Below are 17,227 nucleotides of genomic sequence, written 5' to 3' on the forward strand. Positions count from 1 at the left end.
GTTAAGGCTTACTCGTTTTCTAACAGCGCTTCGTACGCGGTGGCATCCAGCAGCGCGGCGACCTGCGATTCGTCGCTGGCTTTGATTTTGAAGATCCAGCCGCCTTCATAAGGCTCGCTGTTCACCAGCTCCGGGGAGTCGCTCAGGGCGTCGTTCACGGCAACAATTTCACCGCTTACCGGGGCGTAGATATCAGAAGCCGCTTTTACGGACTCGGCCACGGCGCAGTCATCGCCTGCTTCCACGGATGCGCCGACTTCAGGCAGGTCAACAAACACCATGTCGCCCAGCAGCTCCTGCGCATGCTCGGTGATCCCTACGGTGTAAGTGCCGTCCGCCTCTTTGCGCAGCCACTCGTGTTCTTTGCTGTATTTCAGTTCTGCTGGCACATTGCTCATTGAAGTTCTCCTGATAAAAATGATTAGGCGACCGGCTTACCGGCGCGAACAAAAATCGGTTTGGTCACGTTGACCGGCATTTCACGGTTGCGGATTTGCACCACTGCCGTTTCGCCAATGCCCGCCGGAACACGCGCCAGTGCAATACTGTAGCCCAGCGTCGGGGAGAAGGTACCGCTGGTGATCACGCCTTCACGTGGGTTGCCGTCAGCATCTGTAAAACGCACCGGCAGCTCGCCGCGCAGCACGCCTTTCTCGGTCATCACCAGGCCAACCAGCTGTTCAGTGCCCTTTTCACGCTGCATTTCCAGCGCTTCACGGCCAATAAACTCACGGTCAGCCGGTTCCCAGGCGATGGTCCAGCCCATGTTGGCCGCCAGCGGTGACACGCCTTCATCCATCTCTTGCCCGTAGAGGTTCATACCGGCTTCCAGACGCAGCGTATCGCGCGCGCCCAGACCTGCCGGCTTAACGCCGGCTTCCACCAGCGCACGCCAGAAATCGGCGGCTTTCTCATTCGGCATGGCAATTTCATAGCCCGCTTCACCGGTGTAGCCGGTGGTCGCGATAAACAGATCGCCTGCCTGTACGCCGAAGAACGGCTTCATGCCGTCGGTGGCTTTACGCTGCTCATCGCTGAACAGAGAGGCGGCTTTAGACTGCGCGTTCGGCCCCTGTACGGCGATCAGCGACAGATCATCGCGGACGGTGATGTCGATGGCGTAAGGCTCAGCGTGTTGGGTAATCCAGGAGAGGTCTTTTTCGCGGGTGGCGGAGTTTACAACGAGGCGGAAGAAATCTTCAGAGAAGTAATAGACGATGAGGTCATCAATTACGCCGCCGGAGGCATTTAGCATGCCGGTGTAGAGCGCTTTGCCTGGCGTCTTCAGTTTGGCGACGTCGTTTGCCAGCAGATAACGTAAAAACTCCCGGGTGCGGCTGCCATGCAGGTCGACAATCGTCATGTGTGACACGTCGAACATACCGGCATCGGTGCGCACCGCGTGGTGCTCATCAATCTGCGAGCCGTAGTGCAGCGGCATCATCCAGCCATGGAAGTCCACCATGCGTGCGCCGCATAACACGTGTTGTTCGTACAAAGGAGTCTGTTGAGCCATCTTTTCCTCGTTGAATAAGCAGGGCTGTCTTGCGTTTCGCACACCTGAACAGTGCCACGAAACCCGGCGCCGCGATCGCTTTCTGGACCCCGACGCAAACGTTCTCTTTTACCTGAACTTACCACCGAAACCGGCGATTAACCATAAGGTAAAACGGGCCATCACATTAGCTTATGACCTAAAAACACGAAAAAGCTTACAGAGTTATTCACTGGCAAACTGCGATTAAACCCGCATAAAATTAACATTGCTCTAACAGGATTTAGCAGATGGTGATATTTCATGCGGAAAAACGGGCGGAATTTCCGTAACAAAAAAATAGTAAGATTAGATTTTCTAATGCGAAAAATGCGGTGAAATTAGATTATTTCAAACGAGCGAATTTCCCCGGCGCAGAGGCCGGGAAAATAAAGTGTGACGGGGGTCTATATTAGCGCAGCCAGTCCGGCAGGTCGTTAAGACCCATCGCCTGGCGAAGGAGTTGAGGTTTTACGCCCGGAAGGGTATCGGCAAGTTTAAGGCCGAGGTCGCGCAGCAGTTTTTTCGCTGGATTCGCGCCGGCAAACAGCTCACGGAAACCCTGCATGCCTGCCAGCATCAGCGCTGCACTGTGCTTACGGCTGCGTTCGTAGCGACGCAGATAGAGATGCTGGCCGATATCTTTGCCTTCGCGATGCAGGCGACGCAACTCTTCTACCAGCTCTGCCGCGTCCATAAAGCCAAGGTTCACGCCCTGCCCGGCCAGCGGATGGATCGTATGCGCCGCGTCACCCACCAGCGCCAGACGGTGCGCCGCAAACTGACGCGCATAGCGTCCGGTTAACGGGAACACCAGCCGCTCGCTCTCAAGGGTGCATAGCCCAAGACGGTTATCAAACGCGACGCACAGCGCCTGGTTGAATGCCTCGGGAGTCGCCTCCTGCATCTGTTGCGCTTTATCAGGAACCAGAGACCAGACAATCGAACACAGATGTGGATCGCTCAACGGCAGGAATGCCAGAATGCCGTCATTGTGGAAGATTTGGCGCGCCACCCCACCGTGCGGCTCTTCAGTGCGAATCGTTGCCACCAGAGCATGATGGCGATAGTCCCAGAACGTCAGCGGAATATCCGCCTTGTTACGCAGCCAGGAGTTGGCACCGTCAGCGCCCACAACCAGTCGCGCGGTCAGCATGTCACCGCTTTGCAGGGTGATAAAGGCGTCGTTTTCTCCCCAGGCAACCTGCTGGATTTGCGCCGGTGCCAGCAGCGTGACATCGCTGCAGGACTGCGCCTTTTGCCACAGAGCATGGTGGATAACGGCATTTTCGATGATGTGTCCCAGATGGCTGTAGCCCATACTTTCATCATCAAACGCGATATGACCAAAGCTGTCTTTGTCCCACACTTCCATGCCGTGATAACAGCTGGCACGCTGCGCCACGATATCTGACCAGACGCCAAGGTGCGTCAGCAACTTTTCACTGGCCGCATTGATTGCCGAGACGCGCAGTTCCGGCGGCGCGTCCTGCGCGACAGGCTGAGGCACGTTTTGCTCCAGTACCGCAACGCGCAGGCCGCTGCCCTGTAAACCACAGGCCAGCGCCAGTCCTACCATTCCGCCGCCAACGATGGCGACATCAACATTTTGCACAGTGATAACTCCTTAACGCGCGACCCAACCAAGAGTCCGCTGCGCCAGCACGTCACGTGCCGGAATGAATAATTCCATCGCCATCAGCCCAAGATTGCGGCCTGCAACCAGGGGTGCCCAGCGATTGGCAAACAGGTGCACCAGACCATCCGTCACACCAATCGTCGCCTCTTTATCTGCCCGGCGTCGCTTCTGGTAATGGCTGAGCACCGACCAGGCACCACAGTCTTTTTGCTCGCTCCACGCCTGCGAAAGCGTTTCTGCCAGGCTCATCACGTCGCGAAGCCCGAGGTTAAACCCCTGCCCGGCGATGGGATGCAATGTCTGCGCAGCATTGCCGACCAGCGCCATGCGATGGGAGATGGACTGCGAGGCGGTGGTCAGCGACAACGGGTATACGCTCCGCTTTCCCGCGTGGGTAATACGTCCCAGCCGCCAGCCAAAGGCTTTTTGCAGCTCGGTACAAAAACGTTCGTCAGACCAGGTCTGTATCTCAGCCGCGTTGTCCTGCGGATGGCACCACACCAGCGAACTGCGATCGTGGGACATGGGCAGCATCGCCAGCGGGCCATGCTGGGTAAAACGCTCAAAAGCGCGGCCGTTGTGAGCGCCCGCTGTCGAAACGTTAGCAATGACGGCCACCTGCCCGTAGGGCTGTTGTCGCCACTCCACGCCGCACTGCGTGCCGAGCGAAGAGCGCGAACCGTTTGCCGCTACCAGAAGCTGGCCTTCAAGGACGGTACCGTTATCCAGCACCACGTTGACCGACGCGTCACTGCGGCTAAAGCTGGCCACACGCGCCGGGCAATGCAGGGTCACGCCTGGCGCATCCTTAAGCAGGCGGAACAGGCGTAACCCGACGTCGTGCAGCTCCACGACCCGGCCCAGCGCATCTATACGGTAATCATGCGCATCCAGGGTAACGAAACCGGCATGACCGCGATCGCTGACGTGAACGGTGTTAATCGCCGTCGCGCAGTCGGCTATCGCCTGCCAGATGCCAATGCGTGAGAGTTGCTGACAGGTACCCTGCGCCAGTGCAATGGCGCGGGCATCAAAACCGGGGTGATCAGAGGCCTCTGGCGCAACGGCTTCCACCAGATGCACCGGCAGTTTTCCCTGCGTAAAATGCGAGATGGCCAGTGCCAGCGTGGCTCCGGTCATCCCGCCGCCAACGATAATCACGCTCATACGCGTGCCGCTGCCATCAGCGCCTCGATATCGTCAGCATTTTTCACGACGCTGGCGGTCAGGTTTTCGTTGCCGGTTTCGGTAATGACGATATCATCTTCGATACGAATGCCAATCCCACGGTATGCTTCCGGCACGTCGGCATCCGGCGCGATATACAGCCCCGGCTCAACGGTTAATACCATGCCTGGCTCAAGCACGCGGGAACGATCGGCACCGTATGCCCCCACGTCATGCACATCCAGCCCCAGCCAGTGGCTCAGGCCGTGCATAAAGTACGGACGATGCGCGTTCTCGGTAATCAGGGTATCCACGTCGCCTTTCAGGATACCGAGCTTCACCAGACCGGTGATCATGATGCGCACCACTTCGCCAGTCACTTCCTGAATGGACGTGCCTGGACGGTACAGCCTAAGCGCCGTCTCGAGAGATTCGAGGACGATGTCATACACCGCGCGCTGTGCGGGGGTGAATTTACCGTTCACCGGGAACGTACGGGTAATATCGCCCGCATACCCCTGGAATTCGCATCCGGCGTCAATCAGCACCAGCTCGCCGTCGCGCAGCGCACTTTCGTTTTCGGTGTAGTGCAGAATGCAGCCGTTTTCACCGCCACCGACAATGGTGTTGTAAGAAGGATAACGCGCGCCGTGGCGGTTAAATTCGTGATGAATCTCTCCTTCCAGCTGATATTCAAACATTCCCGGGCGGCATTTCTCCATGGCGCGGGTGTGCGCCAGCGCACTGATTTCACCCGCGCGGCGCATCACGTCCAGCTCTTCCGGCGATTTGAACAGACGCATCTCATGCACCACCGGACGCCAGTCCGTCAGGGTGGCCGGGGCGGACAGATTCTGCCTCGAACCTTTGCGCAGCTTATCCAGAGCGGTAAAGACAATCTCATCGGCATACGCATACTCGCCCTGCGCGTGGTAAAGCACATCCAGGCCATTCAGCAGTTGATAGAGCTGCTGGTTGATTTCACTGAATGCCAGCGCCCGATCCACCCCCAGCTTCTCTGGCGCAGCCTCTTGCCCTAAGCGGCGGCCAAACCAGATTTCGGCAGTGAGATCGCGTACGCGGTTAAAAATCACGCTGTGGTTGTGGGTGTCATTACTCTTAATCAGCACCAGTACCGCTTCCGGCTCGTTGAAGCCGGTGAAGTACCAGAAATCGCTGCTCTGGCGATAGGGGTATTCGCTGTCGGCGCTGCGCGTCACTTCTGGCGCAGCAAAAATCAGCGCGGCGCTGCCCGGCTGCATATTGGCCAGCAGCGCCTGACGACGGCGCGAATACTCTTGATTTGAGATAACCATGACACCCTCCTGTGCGTTATTTTTCTTAATGTAAGGTTGGCTTACGGACTTCCGGTGCGGTCGGCTGCGAACGCGTAAAGTGGTCGTGGCACAGCAACGCTGCAACGCGAACGTATTCGATGATCTCTTCGAGAGACATTTCCAGCTCTTCCTGGTCTTCGTCTTCATCGTAGCCCAACTGCGCAATGTTACGCAGATCGTCGATCGCCTCACCCGCTTCGCCGGTCACTTTATCGAGTTTCGGCTGCGTGACGCCCAGCCCCAACAGGTAGTGGTTGACCCAACCTGCGAGCGCATCGGCACGATCGAAGACGCTGACGTCATCGCCTTCAGGCAGATAAAGCTGAAAAAGGAAGCCATCGTCTTCCAGCGAATCGCTGATCGCGGAGTGCATTTTACGCACGGCTTCCGCCAGCTCGTGACCAAACGCCAGCCCTTCGTTCGTCAGGTCGTGGATCAGCGGCTGCCATGAGCTGTCGCTGTTTCCGCCGCACAGCATGCCACTGATCAGACCGTGCATTTCCGCAGAGGTTAAACCGACTCCCTGCTGGTTCAGTAACTGGTTTAAATCCTTGTAACCAGGCATTTCGTTCTGTATAGACATGCGCATTCGTCATCGTTGGGAGGAATATTCATGATATGCTACCACTTTGGACCCTGGTGATACCAGAAAAGGGCTTGTATCTTCACATCAGGGTAGCTATAGTGTCGCCCCTTCGCAGCCCCCGGGGCAGTAAGCGAAGGCAGCGCAGTCAATCAGCAGGAAGGTGGCATGTCTGCACAACCCGTCGATCTCCAGATTTTTGGCCGTTCACTGCGAGTGAATTGTCCGCCTGAACAAAGGGATGCCTTGAATCAGGCTGCGGACGATTTGAATCAGCGGTTGCAAGATCTCAAAGAACGCACTAGAGTCACAAATACTGAGCAGCTGGTTTTCATCGCCGCGTTGAACATCAGTTATGAACTGACTCAGGAAAAAGCGAAGACCCGCGATTACGCGGCAAGCATGGAGCAGCGCATTAAAATGCTCCAGCAGACCATAGAACAGGCATTGCTTGATCAAGGTCGCAATCCCGAAAGACCGGGACCAAAGTTTGAATAACACTTCTCAGTTGACTATGGTAGAGTAACTGTGAAGACAAAATTTCTCTGAGATGTTCGCAAGCGGGCCAGTCCCCTGAGCCGATATTTCATACCACAAGAATGTGGCGCTCCATGGTTGGTGAGCATGCTCGGTTCGTCCGAGAAGCCTTAAAACTATGACGACACATTCACCTTGAACCAAGGGTTCAAGGGTTACAGCCTGCGGCGGCATCTCGGAGATTCCCTCTCTTTTTCTTCTACCGACTACCATGACCCAACTCCCTGAAGTCTCTTCCTCACGCCAGGACATCCGTCAGCTCATGCGTCAACGCCGTCGTGCGTTAACTCCCGAACAGCAAGCACAGTTTGCCCAGCAAGGTGCTGCCCGTATGATGGCCTATCCCCCTGTTGTGATGGCGCGTACCGTCGCCCTGTTCCTCTCGTTTGATGGCGAACTGGATACTCAACCGCTGATCGAACAGCTGTGGCGCGCCGGGAAGAAAGTGTACCTGCCGGTGCTGCATCCGTTTAGCCAGGGAAATCTGCTGTTTTTACACTACCATCCGCACAGCGAACTGGTGGTGAATCGTCTGAAAATCACCGAACCAAAACTCGACGTCCGCGACGTCCTCCCCCTCTCAGAACTGGATGTACTGATCACGCCGCTGGTGGCGTTTGATGAGCAGGGTCAGCGCTTAGGGATGGGTGGCGGTTTTTATGACAGGACGCTGCAAAACTGGCAGCAGTATCATTTACAGCCTGTGGGGTACGCACATGACTGTCAGGGCGTGGAAGCCTTGCCGGTAGAGAAGTGGGATATTCCGCTGCCTGCGGTAGTGACGCCGGGCAAAACCTGGCGCTGGTAAAATAAAGCCGGGTAGCGACCCGGCTTTATGCTCACAGAAACAGAATCAGTACAGCAGACGGGCGCGAATGGTACCCGGAATGGCCTTCATGCTCTGCAGCGCTTTTTCCGCTACATCTTCGTCCGCTTCAATATCAATTACCACGTAACCCATCTGAGAGTTCGTTTGCAGATACTGCGCGGCAATGTTGACGCTCTGCTCGGCAAAGATCTGGTTGATTGCAGTCAGCACGCCCGGACGGTTTTCATGGATGTGCAGCAGACGACGGCCACCGTGCAACGGCAGAGACACTTCCGGGAAGTTCACAGCAGAGAGCGTAGAACCGTTGTCGGAGTATTTGCTCAGCTTGCCCGCGACTTCCAGACCGATATTTTCCTGCGCTTCCTGCGTCGAGCCGCCGATGTGCGGCGTCAGGATCACGTTGTCGAATTCGCACAGCGGAGAGGTGAACGGATCGCTGTTGGTAGCAGGCTCAGTCGGGAAGACGTCGATTGCCGCCCCCGCCAGATGCTTACGCTTCAGCGCATCGCACAGCGCCGGAATATCGACAACCGTACCGCGCGCGGCGTTGATCAGCAGTGACCCCGGCTTCATCAGCGCCAGTTCCTCAGCACCCATCATGTTCTTCGTCGACGCATTTTCCGGCACGTGCAGGCTGACCACGTCGCTCATGTTCAGCAGGTCAGAGAGGTGTTGAACCTGAGTGGCGTTGCCCAGCGGCAGTTTGCTTTCGATATCATAAAAATAGACATGCATCCCCAGGGATTCAGCCAGGATCCCCAGCTGAGTACCGATGTGACCATAGCCGATGATACCGAGTTTTTTACCACGGGCTTCGTATGAACCCGCAGCCAGTTTGTTCCACACGCCGCGGTGCGCTTTGGCGTTAGCTTCCGGAATACCACGCAGCAACAGCAGCAACTCGCCAATCACTAACTCCGCCACGGAACGGGTGTTGGAGAACGGGGCGTTAAAGACAGGCACACCGCGTTTTGCGGCGGCATTCAGATCAACCTGGTTGGTACCGATGCAGAAACAGCCGATGGCAACCAACTTTTCCGCCGCGGCAATCACGTCTTCAGTCAGTTGGGTACGGGATCGCAGGCCAATGAAATGGGCATCACGGATGGACGCTTTCAGCTCTTCGGTGTCCAGCGCGCCTTTGTGAAATTCGATGTTGGTGTAACCTGCTGCACGAAGGCTATCAAGCGCTTTCTGATGCACGCCCTCAACCAGCAGGAATTTAATCTTGTCTTTCTCCAGTGATACCTTTGCCATTTACCTTACCCGACCCTGTTTTTGTCTGAACTGATGTTGTGCTGGATTAAAATCCGCTGTAGCCAACATATCAAAAAAAACTATTGCAGCAATATGAACGTTTGCGTCGGCACTCTGAAGAAAAGTCATACAGAGCAAAATGACAGAGGAAAATGCTGTAGAAATTTGCGAATGCGGCAGGATCGGCAAACGAGAGGTAAAAAGCGTGACACAAGTCACCGAATTTAGCTTTTCAAAATTTTTTTAGCGGGGGGAGGGCTCCCCCCATCAGATCATTTTACGATGGTTTGCACGCCATCTGCCGTGCCGATCAGCGCGACATCCGCGCCACGGTTGGCGAATAACCCTACAGTCACTACGCCTGGAATACCGTTAATGGCATTTTCCAGCGCAATGGCGTCGAGAATTTCCAGACCGTGAACGTCGAGGATCACGTTGCCGTTATCAGTGATGACGCCCTGACGATATTCCGGGCGTCCACCCAGTCTCACCAGTTCACGCGCCACAGCGCTACGCGCCATTGGGATCACTTCTACCGGCAGCGGGAATTTACCCAGGATATCAACCTGCTTTGACGCATCGGCGATACAGATGAATTTATCCGCCACGGAGGCGATGATTTTTTCACGCGTCAGCGCCGCACCGCCGCCTTTGATCATCTGCATATGGCCGTTGATTTCATCCGCGCCATCAACGTAGATACCAAGACGGTCAACTTCATTCAGATCGAAAACGGTGATGCCAAGGCTTTTCAGCTTTTCCGTGGAAGCGTCGGAGCTGGAAACTGCGCCCTCGATCTGCCCTTTCATCGTGCCCAGCGCATCGATAAAGTGTGCCGCCGTCGAGCCCGTACCAACACCGACAATGGTACCCGGTTGCACATACTGGAGAGCGGCCCATCCTACTGCTTTTTTCAGTTCATCCTGCGTCATGATCGTTTAGCCTGTGGTGTGAAAACGTAGGCCGCATTATAGAACACGTCGGGTGGATTTCGTCTGCCACGAAGGGAAAATTGTGTCATAGTGCAGATTAAGCAAAATTAAGGAGTCAGCCAGAGCAATGAAACGTCCGGACTACAGAACACTACAGGCACTTGATGCAGTTATTCGTGAACGCGGTTTTGAGCGCGCAGCGCAAAAGCTTTGTATCACTCAGTCCGCCGTATCACAACGCATCAAGCAGCTGGAAAACATGTTCGGGCAGCCTCTGCTGGTACGTACTGTTCCACCGCGTCCAACGGAGCAAGGGCAAAAGCTCCTCGCCCTGCTGCGCCAGGTTGAACTGCTCGAAGATGAGTGGCTGGGTGACGAACAGACCGGCTCAACGCCGCTGCTGCTCTCGCTGGCGGTGAACGCCGACAGTCTGGCAACCTGGCTGTTGCCGGCCCTTGCGCCGGTGTTAGCGGACTCCCCGATTCGCCTGAATCTGCAGGTTGAAGATGAAACCCGTACACAGGAGCGCCTGCGACGCGGTGAAGTGGTTGGGGCGGTCAGTATCCAGCCTCAGGCGCTGCCGAGCTGTCTTGTCGATCAGCTGGGCGCACTGGACTACCTGTTTGTCGGCTCAAAAGCGTTTGCCGAGCGCTACTTCCCGAACGGCGTCACCCGCGCCGCGCTGCTGAAAGCCCCTGCGGTAGCGTTCGACCATCTGGACGATATGCATCAGGCCTTCCTGCAGCAAAACTTCGATCTGCCGCCGGGCAGCGTGCCATGTCATATCGTGAACTCGTCTGAAGCGTTTGTGCAGCTCGCACGTCAGGGCACCACCTGCTGTATGATCCCGCACCTGCAGATAGAGAAAGAGTTGAAAAGCGGTGAGCTGATTGACTTAACGCCGGGGCTGTATCAGCGCCGGATGCTCTACTGGCACCGTTTTGCGCCAGAAAGCCGCATGATGCGCAACGTCACCGACGCGCTGCTGGCGTATGGGCATAAGGTGTTAAGACAGGATTAAGGAACAATCCCCCTCTCCTGACGGGAGAGGGGGATTGTGAAGACAGATTACTGCGCTTTTGCCGGCTCAGTCTGCTGACTTTGGGTCGGCTGCAGCTGGAATACCACATCAACCTGATCGTCGAACTGAATCGTCGGCTGCTCATAAGTTTCCTGAGCAGACACCGGCGCCGCGTCGGCCTTCATCATCCGTACCATCGGGCTTGGCTGATAATTTGAGACATGGTAACGCACGCTGTATACCGGACCGAGCTTACTGTTGAACCCGGACGCCAGCTGTTGCGCCTGATGGATTGCATCATCAATGGCAGCTTTACGCGCCTGGTCTTTGTATTTTTCCGGTTGCGCAACGCCCAGTGAGACGGAACGAATTTCGTTCAGACCCGCTTTCAGCGCGCCATCCAGCAACGAGTTCAGTTTATCGAGCTGACGCACGGTTACTTCAACGGTGCGCACGGCACGGTAGCCTTTCAGGATGCTTTTACCGTTCTGGTAGTCGTAATCAGGCTGGGTACGCAGGTTGGCAGAGCTGATGTCTTTTTTAGCGACACCGTTCTGCTCCAGGAAAGAGAGATATTGCGCAACACGATCGTCAGCCTGCTTCTTGGCAGAAGCGGCATCTTTCGCGGCCACGTTCACTTCAATTGCCAGCGTTGCAACATCGGGTACCGCATCCACGCTTGCGGTGCCTGAAGTGACGATGTGCGGGCCATCAGGCAATTCACTTGCCTGCACCGACACCGCACCTAAACTCACTAATGCCGCCAGGGCCATCACTTTAAACTTCACTGTCATTCCTCCATGTTGCGAAGAGTGCCCAACAACAGGGCGCATGCCAGCAAGCTTAGCGGCTCTCGCTCAGTTGTCCATAAGACAACGCTTAGTTGAGCAATTCCTGAACATGATGAATCCCCTCTTTTGCCAGCTGAAAGGCGATAAACCACATCACCACGCCCACCAGCGTGTTGATGATCCGCTGGGCTTTAGCGGTACGCAGACGCGGGGCCAGCCATGCCGCCAGAATCGCGAGACCGAAGAACCACAGGAATGAGGCGCTGACGGTACCCAGGGCAAACCAGCGTTTTGGCTCAACGTCGAGCTGCCCACCCAGGCTGCCCAGCACCACAAAGGTATCCAGATAAACGTGCGGGTTGAGCCAGGTGACCGCCAGCATGGTGACGATAATCTTCCAGCGGCCCTGCTTCATGACCTCGGCGCTCGCCAGTTCGAGATTGCTGCTCATTGCCGTTTTCAGCGCCCCAAACCCATACCACAGCAGGAACGCTACCCCACCCCAGGTCACCAGCGCCAGCAGCCAGGGAGACTGCATCAGCAGCGCACTGCCGCCAAAGATTCCGGCGCAGATCAGCAGCAAATCGCTCACCGCGCACAGCAGGGCAATCATGAGATGATACTGACGGCGAATGCCCTGGTTCATCACGAACGCGTTCTGCGGGCCAAGGGGAAGGATCATGGCCGCACCTAATACAAGGCCTTGAAAATAATAAGATAACATGAATAAATTCTCAGCAAGTTGTCCTGGGAGCTGACTATACTGCGAGATCCTTATTAGAGGAAATTGATAATATTAATTGGTGATTAGTATTGCTAATAAAAAGGCCCGGTGGCGTTGCCGCTCACCGGGCCTGCTGAGGAAGAGGATTACTCGGCTTCTTTCTCGCGTTTAAGGTTCACGTCCATCTGTGGATACGGGAAGCTGATCCCGTTGGCATCAAAATCACGTTTGATACGTTCCAGAACATCCCAGTAAACGTTTTGCAAATCGCTGCTTTTGCTCCAGATGCGCACGACAAAGTTGATGGAGGATGCCCCCAACTCGTTCAGGCGAACGGTCTGCTCTTTATCTTTCAGAATACGATCGTCGGAGGCAATGATATTGGCGATCAGCGATTTCACCTGATCGATATCAGAGTCATACGCCACGCTGATAATCAGCTCGTTACGACGCACCGGCTCGCGGGAAAAGTTAATGATGTTGCCCGCGATAATTTTCCCGTTCGGTACCACCACGATACGGCCATCCACAGTTCGCAGGGTGGTTGAGAAAATCTGCACCTGCAGTACGGTGCCGGCAATACCGCCCAGGTCAACGTACTCGCCAGAGCGGAACGGACGGAAGGTTACTAGCAACACACCCGCTGCCAGGTTCGAGAGCGACCCCTGCAGCGCCAGACCAATGGCCAGACCGGCCGCACCGAGAACAGCAATCACCGAGGCAGTCTGTACGCCAACACGCCCCAGTGCAGCAATCAGCGTAAAGGCAATAATACCGTAGCGCACCAGTGCAGAGAGGAAGTCAGCCACAGTGGCGTCAATGTGACGCGCCAGCATCACGCGGTTTACGGCGTTTGATACGATACGCGCCACGATCATCCCGACGATGATGATGGCAATCGCCGCGACGATGTTAACGGCATAGCTCAGCAGCAGCGCCTGGTTGCGCACCAGCCAGTTACCGGCATTATTGATGCTGTCTACAACATCGAGTTGTTCCATTTAGTCTTCCTTTTGTTATCCCAAAAACACAAAATCCATCCCCCATGGAGACAGGCAGGTCAGTAAAGGGTAAACAAAAAGGACCGGTTTTGCCAAACAGATCACATAAACGGACCGGGCAGACCATTGAAAAAGCATAAAAAAAGGCCCGCATTCGCGGGCCTTCTGATGCTATGAGCAGCTTAAATTACAGAACGTCAACCGCGTTCAGTTCTTTGAAAGCCTGCTCCAGACGCGCCACCATGGAAGTCTGCGCAGCACGCAGCCATACACGTGGATCGTAGTATTTCTTGTTCGGCTGGTCTTCGCCTTTCGGGTTGCCCAGCTGGCCCTGCAGGTAAGCTTCGTTCGTTTTGTAGTACTGCAGGATACCGTCCCATGTTGCCCACTGGGTGTCGGTATCGATGTTCATTTTCACTACGCCGTAGCTTACGGAGTCTTTGATTTCCTGAGCAGAAGAACCGGAACCGCCGTGGAAGACGAAGTTCAGGCTGTTGTGCGGCAGGTTGTGTTTCTTAGAAACGTATTCCTGAGAATCACGCAGGATGGTTGGGGTCAGAACCACGTTACCTGGTTTGTAAACGCCGTGTACGTTACCGAAGGACGCTGCGATGGTGAAGCGTGGGCTGATTTTGCTCAGCTCGGTGTAAGCGTAATCAACGTCTTCTGGCTGGGTGTACAGTGCAGAAGCGTCCATGTGGCTGTTGTCCACGCCGTCTTCTTCACCACCGGTGCAACCCAGTTCGATTTCCAGGGTCATGTCCATTTTGGCCATGCGCGCCAGGTACTTAGAGCAGATTTCGATGTTTTCGTGCAGGGACTCTTCAGACAGGTCGATCATGTGAGAAGAGAACAGTGGCTTACCGGTCGCTGCGAAGTGTTTTTCACCCGCGTCCAGCAGACCGTCGATCCACGGCAGCAGTTTCTTCGCGCAGTGGTCAGTGTGCAGGATAACCGGAACACCGTAGTGTTCAGCCATCTGGTGTACATGGTGCGCACCAGAGATTGCGCCCAGGATTGCCGCGCCCTGAGGAACGTCAGTTTTCACGCCTTTACCAGCGATGAATGCTGCGCCACCGTTAGAGAACTGAACGATAACCGGTGCTTTAACTTTTGCAGCAGCTTCCAGTACGGCGTTAATGGAGTCGGTCCCAACGCAGTTAACTGCTGGCAGAGCGAAGTTGTTTTCTTTAGCTACCTGGAACACTTTCTGAACGTCATCACCAGTGATCACGCCAGGTTTTACGAAATCAAAAATTTTAGACATGTTGCTTAGTCCTGTATCTTCGGCCGTTAGAAAAGGTGCGAGCTCTTAAAGCGCGCTGAAAATTGGGCAGGTTTCCCTGCCCTTGAATGGCTTACTTCTTAGCGCGCTCTTCGAGCATTGCTACTGCTGGCAGTACTTTGCCTTCCACGAACTCGAGGAATGCGCCGCCACCAGTGGAGATGTAGGAGATCTTGTCAGAAATACCGAACAGGTCGATTGCTGCCAGCGTATCACCGCCGCCTGCGATAGAGAACGCTTCGCTGTCTGCGATAGCGTTAGCAACGATTTCAGTACCTTTGCGGAAGTTCGGGAATTCGAACACGCCAACAGGACCATTCCACAGGATAGTTTTCGCGTTTTTCAGGATTTCAGCCAGTTTCTGTGCAGAAACGTCGCCCAGGTCCAGAATCTGCTCATCATCTTTGATGTCGTTAACAGATTTCAGGGTCGCAGTCGCTGTTTCAGAGAACTCAGTCGCGACGCGAACATCCGTTGGAACCGGGATATCGCAGGTGGTCAGCAGACGTTTTGCTTCGTCAACCAGATCCGCTTCGTACAGGGACTTACCGACGTTATGGCCTTGTGCCGCCACGAAGGTGTTCGCGATACCACCGCCAACGATCAGCTGGTCAGCGATTTTAGACAGGGAATCCAGTACGGTCAGTTTGGTAGAAACTTTAGAACCACCAACGATTGCAACCATTGGACGAGCAGGTTCTTTCAGCGCTTTACCCAGTGCGTCCAGCTCAGCAGCCAGCAGAGGACCGGCACACGCAACGTCTGCGAATTTACCGATACCGTGGGTTGAAGCCTGCGCACGGTGAGCAGTACCGAAGGCATCCATCACGAATACGTCACACAGTGCAGCGTATTTTTTGGACAGCGCTTCGTCGTCTTTCTTTTCGCCTTTGTTGAAGCGAACGTTTTCCAGAACAACCAGTTCACCGGCAGCGATGTCTACGCCGTCCAGGTAATCTTTTACCAGGCGAACCGGGTTGGACAGTTTGTCTTTCAGGTAATTAACAACTGGCAGCAGAGAGAACTCTTCATTGTACTCGCCTTCAGTTGGACGACCCAGGTGGGAGGTCACCATCACTTTAGCGCCCTGCTTCAGAGCCAGTTCGATGGTTGGCAGAGATGCACGGATACGCGCGTCGCTGGTCACTTTGCCATCTTTAACCGGTACGTTCAGATCAGCACGGATGAAAACGCGTTTACCAGCCAGATCCAGATCGGTCATCTTAATTACAGACATGGTGAATCCTCTCGTTGATTCTTAAAGTTTTGCAGACGCACGATGCGTCTTACCTGAAACCTTGAGCGGCCATTGCTAACGTGGTGTCGAGCATTCGGTTAGCAAAGCCCCATTCGTTATCACACCAGACCAGCGTCTTGACAAGGTGTGCGCCACTGACGCGCGTTTGAGTGCCATCGACAATGGCGCTGTGCGGGTCGTGGTTAAAATCTACTGAGACCAACGGTAATTCCGTATAGTCAACTATACCATGAAATGCCCCCTGTGCCGCTTTTTGCAGCAACAGGTTGACTTCACAGGCTTTTACCGGTTTTTTCACCGTCACGCTCAGGTCAATTGCGGTGACGTTAATCGTCGGTACACGTACGGCAATTGCTTCAAAACGATCGTTAAACTGCGGGAAAAAACGGGTGATACCTGCCGCCAGTTTTGTGTCCACCGGAATGATTGACTGGCTCGCGGCTCGCGTGCGTCGTAAGTCCGGATGGTAGGCGTCAATCACCTGCTGATCGTGCATCGCTGAATGAATCGTGGTTACGGTGCCGGATTCAATGCCATACGCATCGTCTAACAGTTTGATGACCGGAATAATGCAGTTGGTGGTGCAGGAGGCGTTGGAAACAATGCGGTGTTCGGCTTGCAGCTCATGCTGATTCACGCCAAATACGACGGTCGCGTCGAGGTCGTTGCTGCCAGGATGGGAAAACAGGACTTTTTTCGCACCTGCTGTCAGATGCGCTTCGCCATGCTCGCGGTTACCGTATACGCCAGTACAGTCAAGTACGATATCCACACCCAGTTCACGCCACGGTAGCCCGGCAATACTGCTCTCATGCAGCACGCGGATAGCATCGTCGCCGACAAACAGCTGATCTCTTTCCTGGCGAACATCCCAGGCAAAGCGTCCGTGGCTGGTGTCATATTTCAACAAATGCGCCATGCCCGCAGCATCCGCCAGTTCGTTGATAGCCACCACGGTTATTTCCGCCCGACGCCCGGATTCATATAAAGCACGAACCACGTTACGCCCGATGCGACCGAAGCCATTAATCGCTACGCGTACGGTCATAGATCTCCTGCAAAGCTATCCCTGAGTTTGAGGTGGCTGAAAGAGTAATCCAGCTACGCCCGAAGGGGAATCCTTGCTGTCACAAACTGCGATTGATTGGTCAATTGTCGAACATTTAATCGACTGAAACGCTTCAGCTAGAATAAGCGAATCAGGGAATAAAAGGAATGTCTGTCCAGAGCAATAAGCGCGCTATATGACTTGCGTCACATTTTGGATGGAATAATTCACAGGAACGTTACATGTTTGAGGAATAGTGGACATATAAGGCGGATAGCGTGAAA

17 protein-coding genes and 1 other RNA gene are annotated in these 17,227 nt (G+C 55.0%); 4 read left to right on the forward strand and 14 right to left on the reverse strand.

Translation table 11 applies throughout. The annotated features are described in order from the left end of the window. Nucleotides 1-8 precede the first annotated feature (8 nt). The 6 genes from gcvH to ACMGG3_RS14290 all read right to left on the reverse strand — a co-directional run bounded on the left by gcvH (nucleotide 9) and on the right by ACMGG3_RS14290 (nucleotide 6,260). Nucleotides 9-398: a glycine cleavage system protein GcvH gene (gcvH, locus tag ACMGG3_RS14265; RefSeq protein ID WP_014171522.1), complete on the reverse strand. Its 390-nt coding sequence runs from the start codon at nucleotides 396-398 to the stop codon at nucleotides 9-11. 23 nt (nucleotides 399-421) lie between these two features. After that, nucleotides 422-1,516 carry a glycine cleavage system aminomethyltransferase GcvT gene (gene gcvT, locus ACMGG3_RS14270; RefSeq protein WP_020883724.1) on the reverse strand — a complete coding sequence of 365 codons (1,095 nt, stop codon included), beginning with the start codon at nucleotides 1,514-1,516 and terminating at the stop codon, nucleotides 422-424. Nucleotides 1,517-1,946: 430 nt separating this feature from the next. After that, on the reverse strand, nucleotides 1,947-3,149 hold the full coding sequence (gene ubiI / locus ACMGG3_RS14275; protein ID WP_183516701.1) for an FAD-dependent 2-octaprenylphenol hydroxylase: 1,203 nt from the start codon (nucleotides 3,147-3,149) through the stop codon (nucleotides 1,947-1,949). A gap of 12 nt (nucleotides 3,150-3,161) precedes the next feature. Then, complete coding sequence (gene ubiH / locus ACMGG3_RS14280; protein ID WP_032678928.1) at nucleotides 3,162-4,340, reverse strand: 2-octaprenyl-6-methoxyphenyl hydroxylase; 1,179 nt, start codon at nucleotides 4,338-4,340, stop codon at nucleotides 3,162-3,164. Beyond that, nucleotides 4,337-5,650 (reverse strand): Xaa-Pro aminopeptidase, encoded by a 1,314-nt coding sequence (gene pepP / locus ACMGG3_RS14285; RefSeq protein WP_262105237.1) that lies wholly within the window; start codon nucleotides 5,648-5,650, stop codon nucleotides 4,337-4,339. The genes ubiH and pepP overlap by 4 nt, the downstream gene beginning before the upstream one ends. 31 nt (nucleotides 5,651-5,681) lie before the next feature. Continuing rightward, nucleotides 5,682-6,260 (reverse strand): YecA family protein, encoded by a 579-nt coding sequence (locus ACMGG3_RS14290; protein WP_025203274.1) that lies wholly within the window; start codon nucleotides 6,258-6,260, stop codon nucleotides 5,682-5,684. A gap of 168 nt (nucleotides 6,261-6,428) precedes the next feature. Between ACMGG3_RS14290 and zapA the strand changes: the two genes are divergently transcribed. The 3 genes from zapA to ACMGG3_RS14305 all read left to right on the forward strand — a co-directional run bounded on the left by zapA (nucleotide 6,429) and on the right by ACMGG3_RS14305 (nucleotide 7,605). Further along, complete coding sequence (gene zapA / locus ACMGG3_RS14295; RefSeq protein WP_006811891.1) at nucleotides 6,429-6,758, forward strand: cell division protein ZapA; 330 nt, start codon at nucleotides 6,429-6,431, stop codon at nucleotides 6,756-6,758. Nucleotides 6,759-6,799: 41 nt separating this feature from the next. Further along, nucleotides 6,800-6,983: non-coding RNA, 6S RNA (gene ssrS / locus ACMGG3_RS14300), on the forward strand. Nucleotides 6,984-7,008: 25 nt separating this feature from the next. Next, on the forward strand, nucleotides 7,009-7,605 hold the full coding sequence (locus tag ACMGG3_RS14305; protein ID WP_073396441.1) for a 5-formyltetrahydrofolate cyclo-ligase: 597 nt from the start codon (nucleotides 7,009-7,011) through the stop codon (nucleotides 7,603-7,605). A 45-nt stretch (nucleotides 7,606-7,650) separates the two neighbouring features. On the opposite strand, the gene serA is transcribed toward ACMGG3_RS14305, so the two are convergent. Next, a complete protein-coding gene (gene serA, locus ACMGG3_RS14310) occupies nucleotides 7,651-8,883 on the reverse strand; it encodes a phosphoglycerate dehydrogenase (RefSeq protein WP_014171529.1) in 1,233 nt (410 codons plus the stop codon). Between the two features lie 272 nt (nucleotides 8,884-9,155). After that, nucleotides 9,156-9,815, reverse strand: coding sequence for a ribose-5-phosphate isomerase RpiA (rpiA, locus tag ACMGG3_RS14315; RefSeq protein WP_014171530.1), 660 nt, complete (start codon nucleotides 9,813-9,815; stop codon nucleotides 9,156-9,158). Nucleotides 9,816-9,942: 127 nt separating this feature from the next. Here rpiA and argP point away from each other — a divergent pair, with 127 nt between their 5' ends. Then, complete coding sequence (gene argP / locus ACMGG3_RS14320) at nucleotides 9,943-10,836, forward strand: DNA-binding transcriptional regulator ArgP (protein WP_008499727.1); 894 nt, start codon at nucleotides 9,943-9,945, stop codon at nucleotides 10,834-10,836. Nucleotides 10,837-10,883: 47 nt separating this feature from the next. On the opposite strand, the gene ACMGG3_RS14325 is transcribed toward argP, so the two are convergent. The 6 genes from ACMGG3_RS14325 to epd all read right to left on the reverse strand — a co-directional run bounded on the left by ACMGG3_RS14325 (nucleotide 10,884) and on the right by epd (nucleotide 16,943). Next, nucleotides 10,884-11,624: an oxidative stress defense protein gene (locus ACMGG3_RS14325; RefSeq protein WP_025203272.1), complete on the reverse strand. Its 741-nt coding sequence runs from the start codon at nucleotides 11,622-11,624 to the stop codon at nucleotides 10,884-10,886. Nucleotides 11,625-11,715: 91 nt separating this feature from the next. After that, nucleotides 11,716-12,351, reverse strand: coding sequence for an arginine exporter ArgO (gene argO / locus ACMGG3_RS14330; protein WP_279750186.1), 636 nt, complete (start codon nucleotides 12,349-12,351; stop codon nucleotides 11,716-11,718). A gap of 146 nt (nucleotides 12,352-12,497) precedes the next feature. Continuing rightward, entirely contained in the window at nucleotides 12,498-13,352 is an 855-nt protein-coding gene (gene mscS, locus ACMGG3_RS14335) for a small-conductance mechanosensitive channel MscS (protein WP_014171534.1), read from the reverse strand. A gap of 187 nt (nucleotides 13,353-13,539) precedes the next feature. Continuing rightward, a complete protein-coding gene (fbaA, locus tag ACMGG3_RS14340; RefSeq protein ID WP_014171535.1) occupies nucleotides 13,540-14,619 on the reverse strand; it encodes a class II fructose-bisphosphate aldolase in 1,080 nt (359 codons plus the stop codon). Nucleotides 14,620-14,710: 91 nt separating this feature from the next. Continuing rightward, nucleotides 14,711-15,874, reverse strand: coding sequence for a phosphoglycerate kinase (pgk, locus tag ACMGG3_RS14345; protein ID WP_014171536.1), 1,164 nt, complete (start codon nucleotides 15,872-15,874; stop codon nucleotides 14,711-14,713). A 49-nt stretch (nucleotides 15,875-15,923) separates the two neighbouring features. Then, nucleotides 15,924-16,943, reverse strand: coding sequence for an erythrose-4-phosphate dehydrogenase (epd, locus tag ACMGG3_RS14350; protein WP_414149268.1), 1,020 nt, complete (start codon nucleotides 16,941-16,943; stop codon nucleotides 15,924-15,926). Between the last annotated feature and the right edge of the window lie 284 nt (nucleotides 16,944-17,227).

Origin of the sequence: Enterobacter sp. BNK-18 (genome assembly GCF_047456135.1) — a bacterium.
Taxonomy (GTDB): Bacteria; Pseudomonadota; Gammaproteobacteria; order Enterobacterales; family Enterobacteriaceae; genus Enterobacter; species Enterobacter ludwigii.

Bases quoted from the DNA above. Each gene is read 5' to 3' on its own strand.
- ubiH (WP_032678928.1), bottom strand. From the start codon at position 4,340: ATGAGCGTGATTATCGTTGGCGGCGGGATGACCGGAGCCACGCTGGCA.
- fbaA (WP_014171535.1), bottom strand. From the start codon at position 14,619: ATGTCTAAAATTTTTGATTTCGTAAAACCTGGCGTGATCACTGGTGAT.
- rpiA (WP_014171530.1), bottom strand. From the start codon at position 9,815: ATGACGCAGGATGAACTGAAAAAAGCAGTAGGATGGGCCGCTCTCCAG.
- argP (WP_008499727.1), top strand. From the start codon at position 9,943: ATGAAACGTCCGGACTACAGAACACTACAGGCACTTGATGCAGTTATT.
- gcvT (WP_020883724.1), bottom strand. From the start codon at position 1,516: ATGGCTCAACAGACTCCTTTGTACGAACAACACGTGTTATGCGGCGCA.
- argO (WP_279750186.1), bottom strand. From the start codon at position 12,351: ATGTTATCTTATTATTTTCAAGGCCTTGTATTAGGTGCGGCCATGATC.
- ACMGG3_RS14290 (WP_025203274.1), bottom strand. From the start codon at position 6,260: ATGTCTATACAGAACGAAATGCCTGGTTACAAGGATTTAAACCAGTTA.
- mscS (WP_014171534.1), bottom strand. From the start codon at position 13,352: ATGGAACAACTCGATGTTGTAGACAGCATCAATAATGCCGGTAACTGG.
- gcvH (WP_014171522.1), bottom strand. From the start codon at position 398: ATGAGCAATGTGCCAGCAGAACTGAAATACAGCAAAGAACACGAGTGG.
- serA (WP_014171529.1), bottom strand. From the start codon at position 8,883: ATGGCAAAGGTATCACTGGAGAAAGACAAGATTAAATTCCTGCTGGTT.
- ACMGG3_RS14305 (WP_073396441.1), top strand. From the start codon at position 7,009: ATGACCCAACTCCCTGAAGTCTCTTCCTCACGCCAGGACATCCGTCAG.
- pgk (WP_014171536.1), bottom strand. From the start codon at position 15,874: ATGTCTGTAATTAAGATGACCGATCTGGATCTGGCTGGTAAACGCGTT.
- zapA (WP_006811891.1), top strand. From the start codon at position 6,429: ATGTCTGCACAACCCGTCGATCTCCAGATTTTTGGCCGTTCACTGCGA.
- epd (WP_414149268.1), bottom strand. From the start codon at position 16,943: ATGACCGTACGCGTAGCGATTAATGGCTTCGGTCGCATCGGGCGTAAC.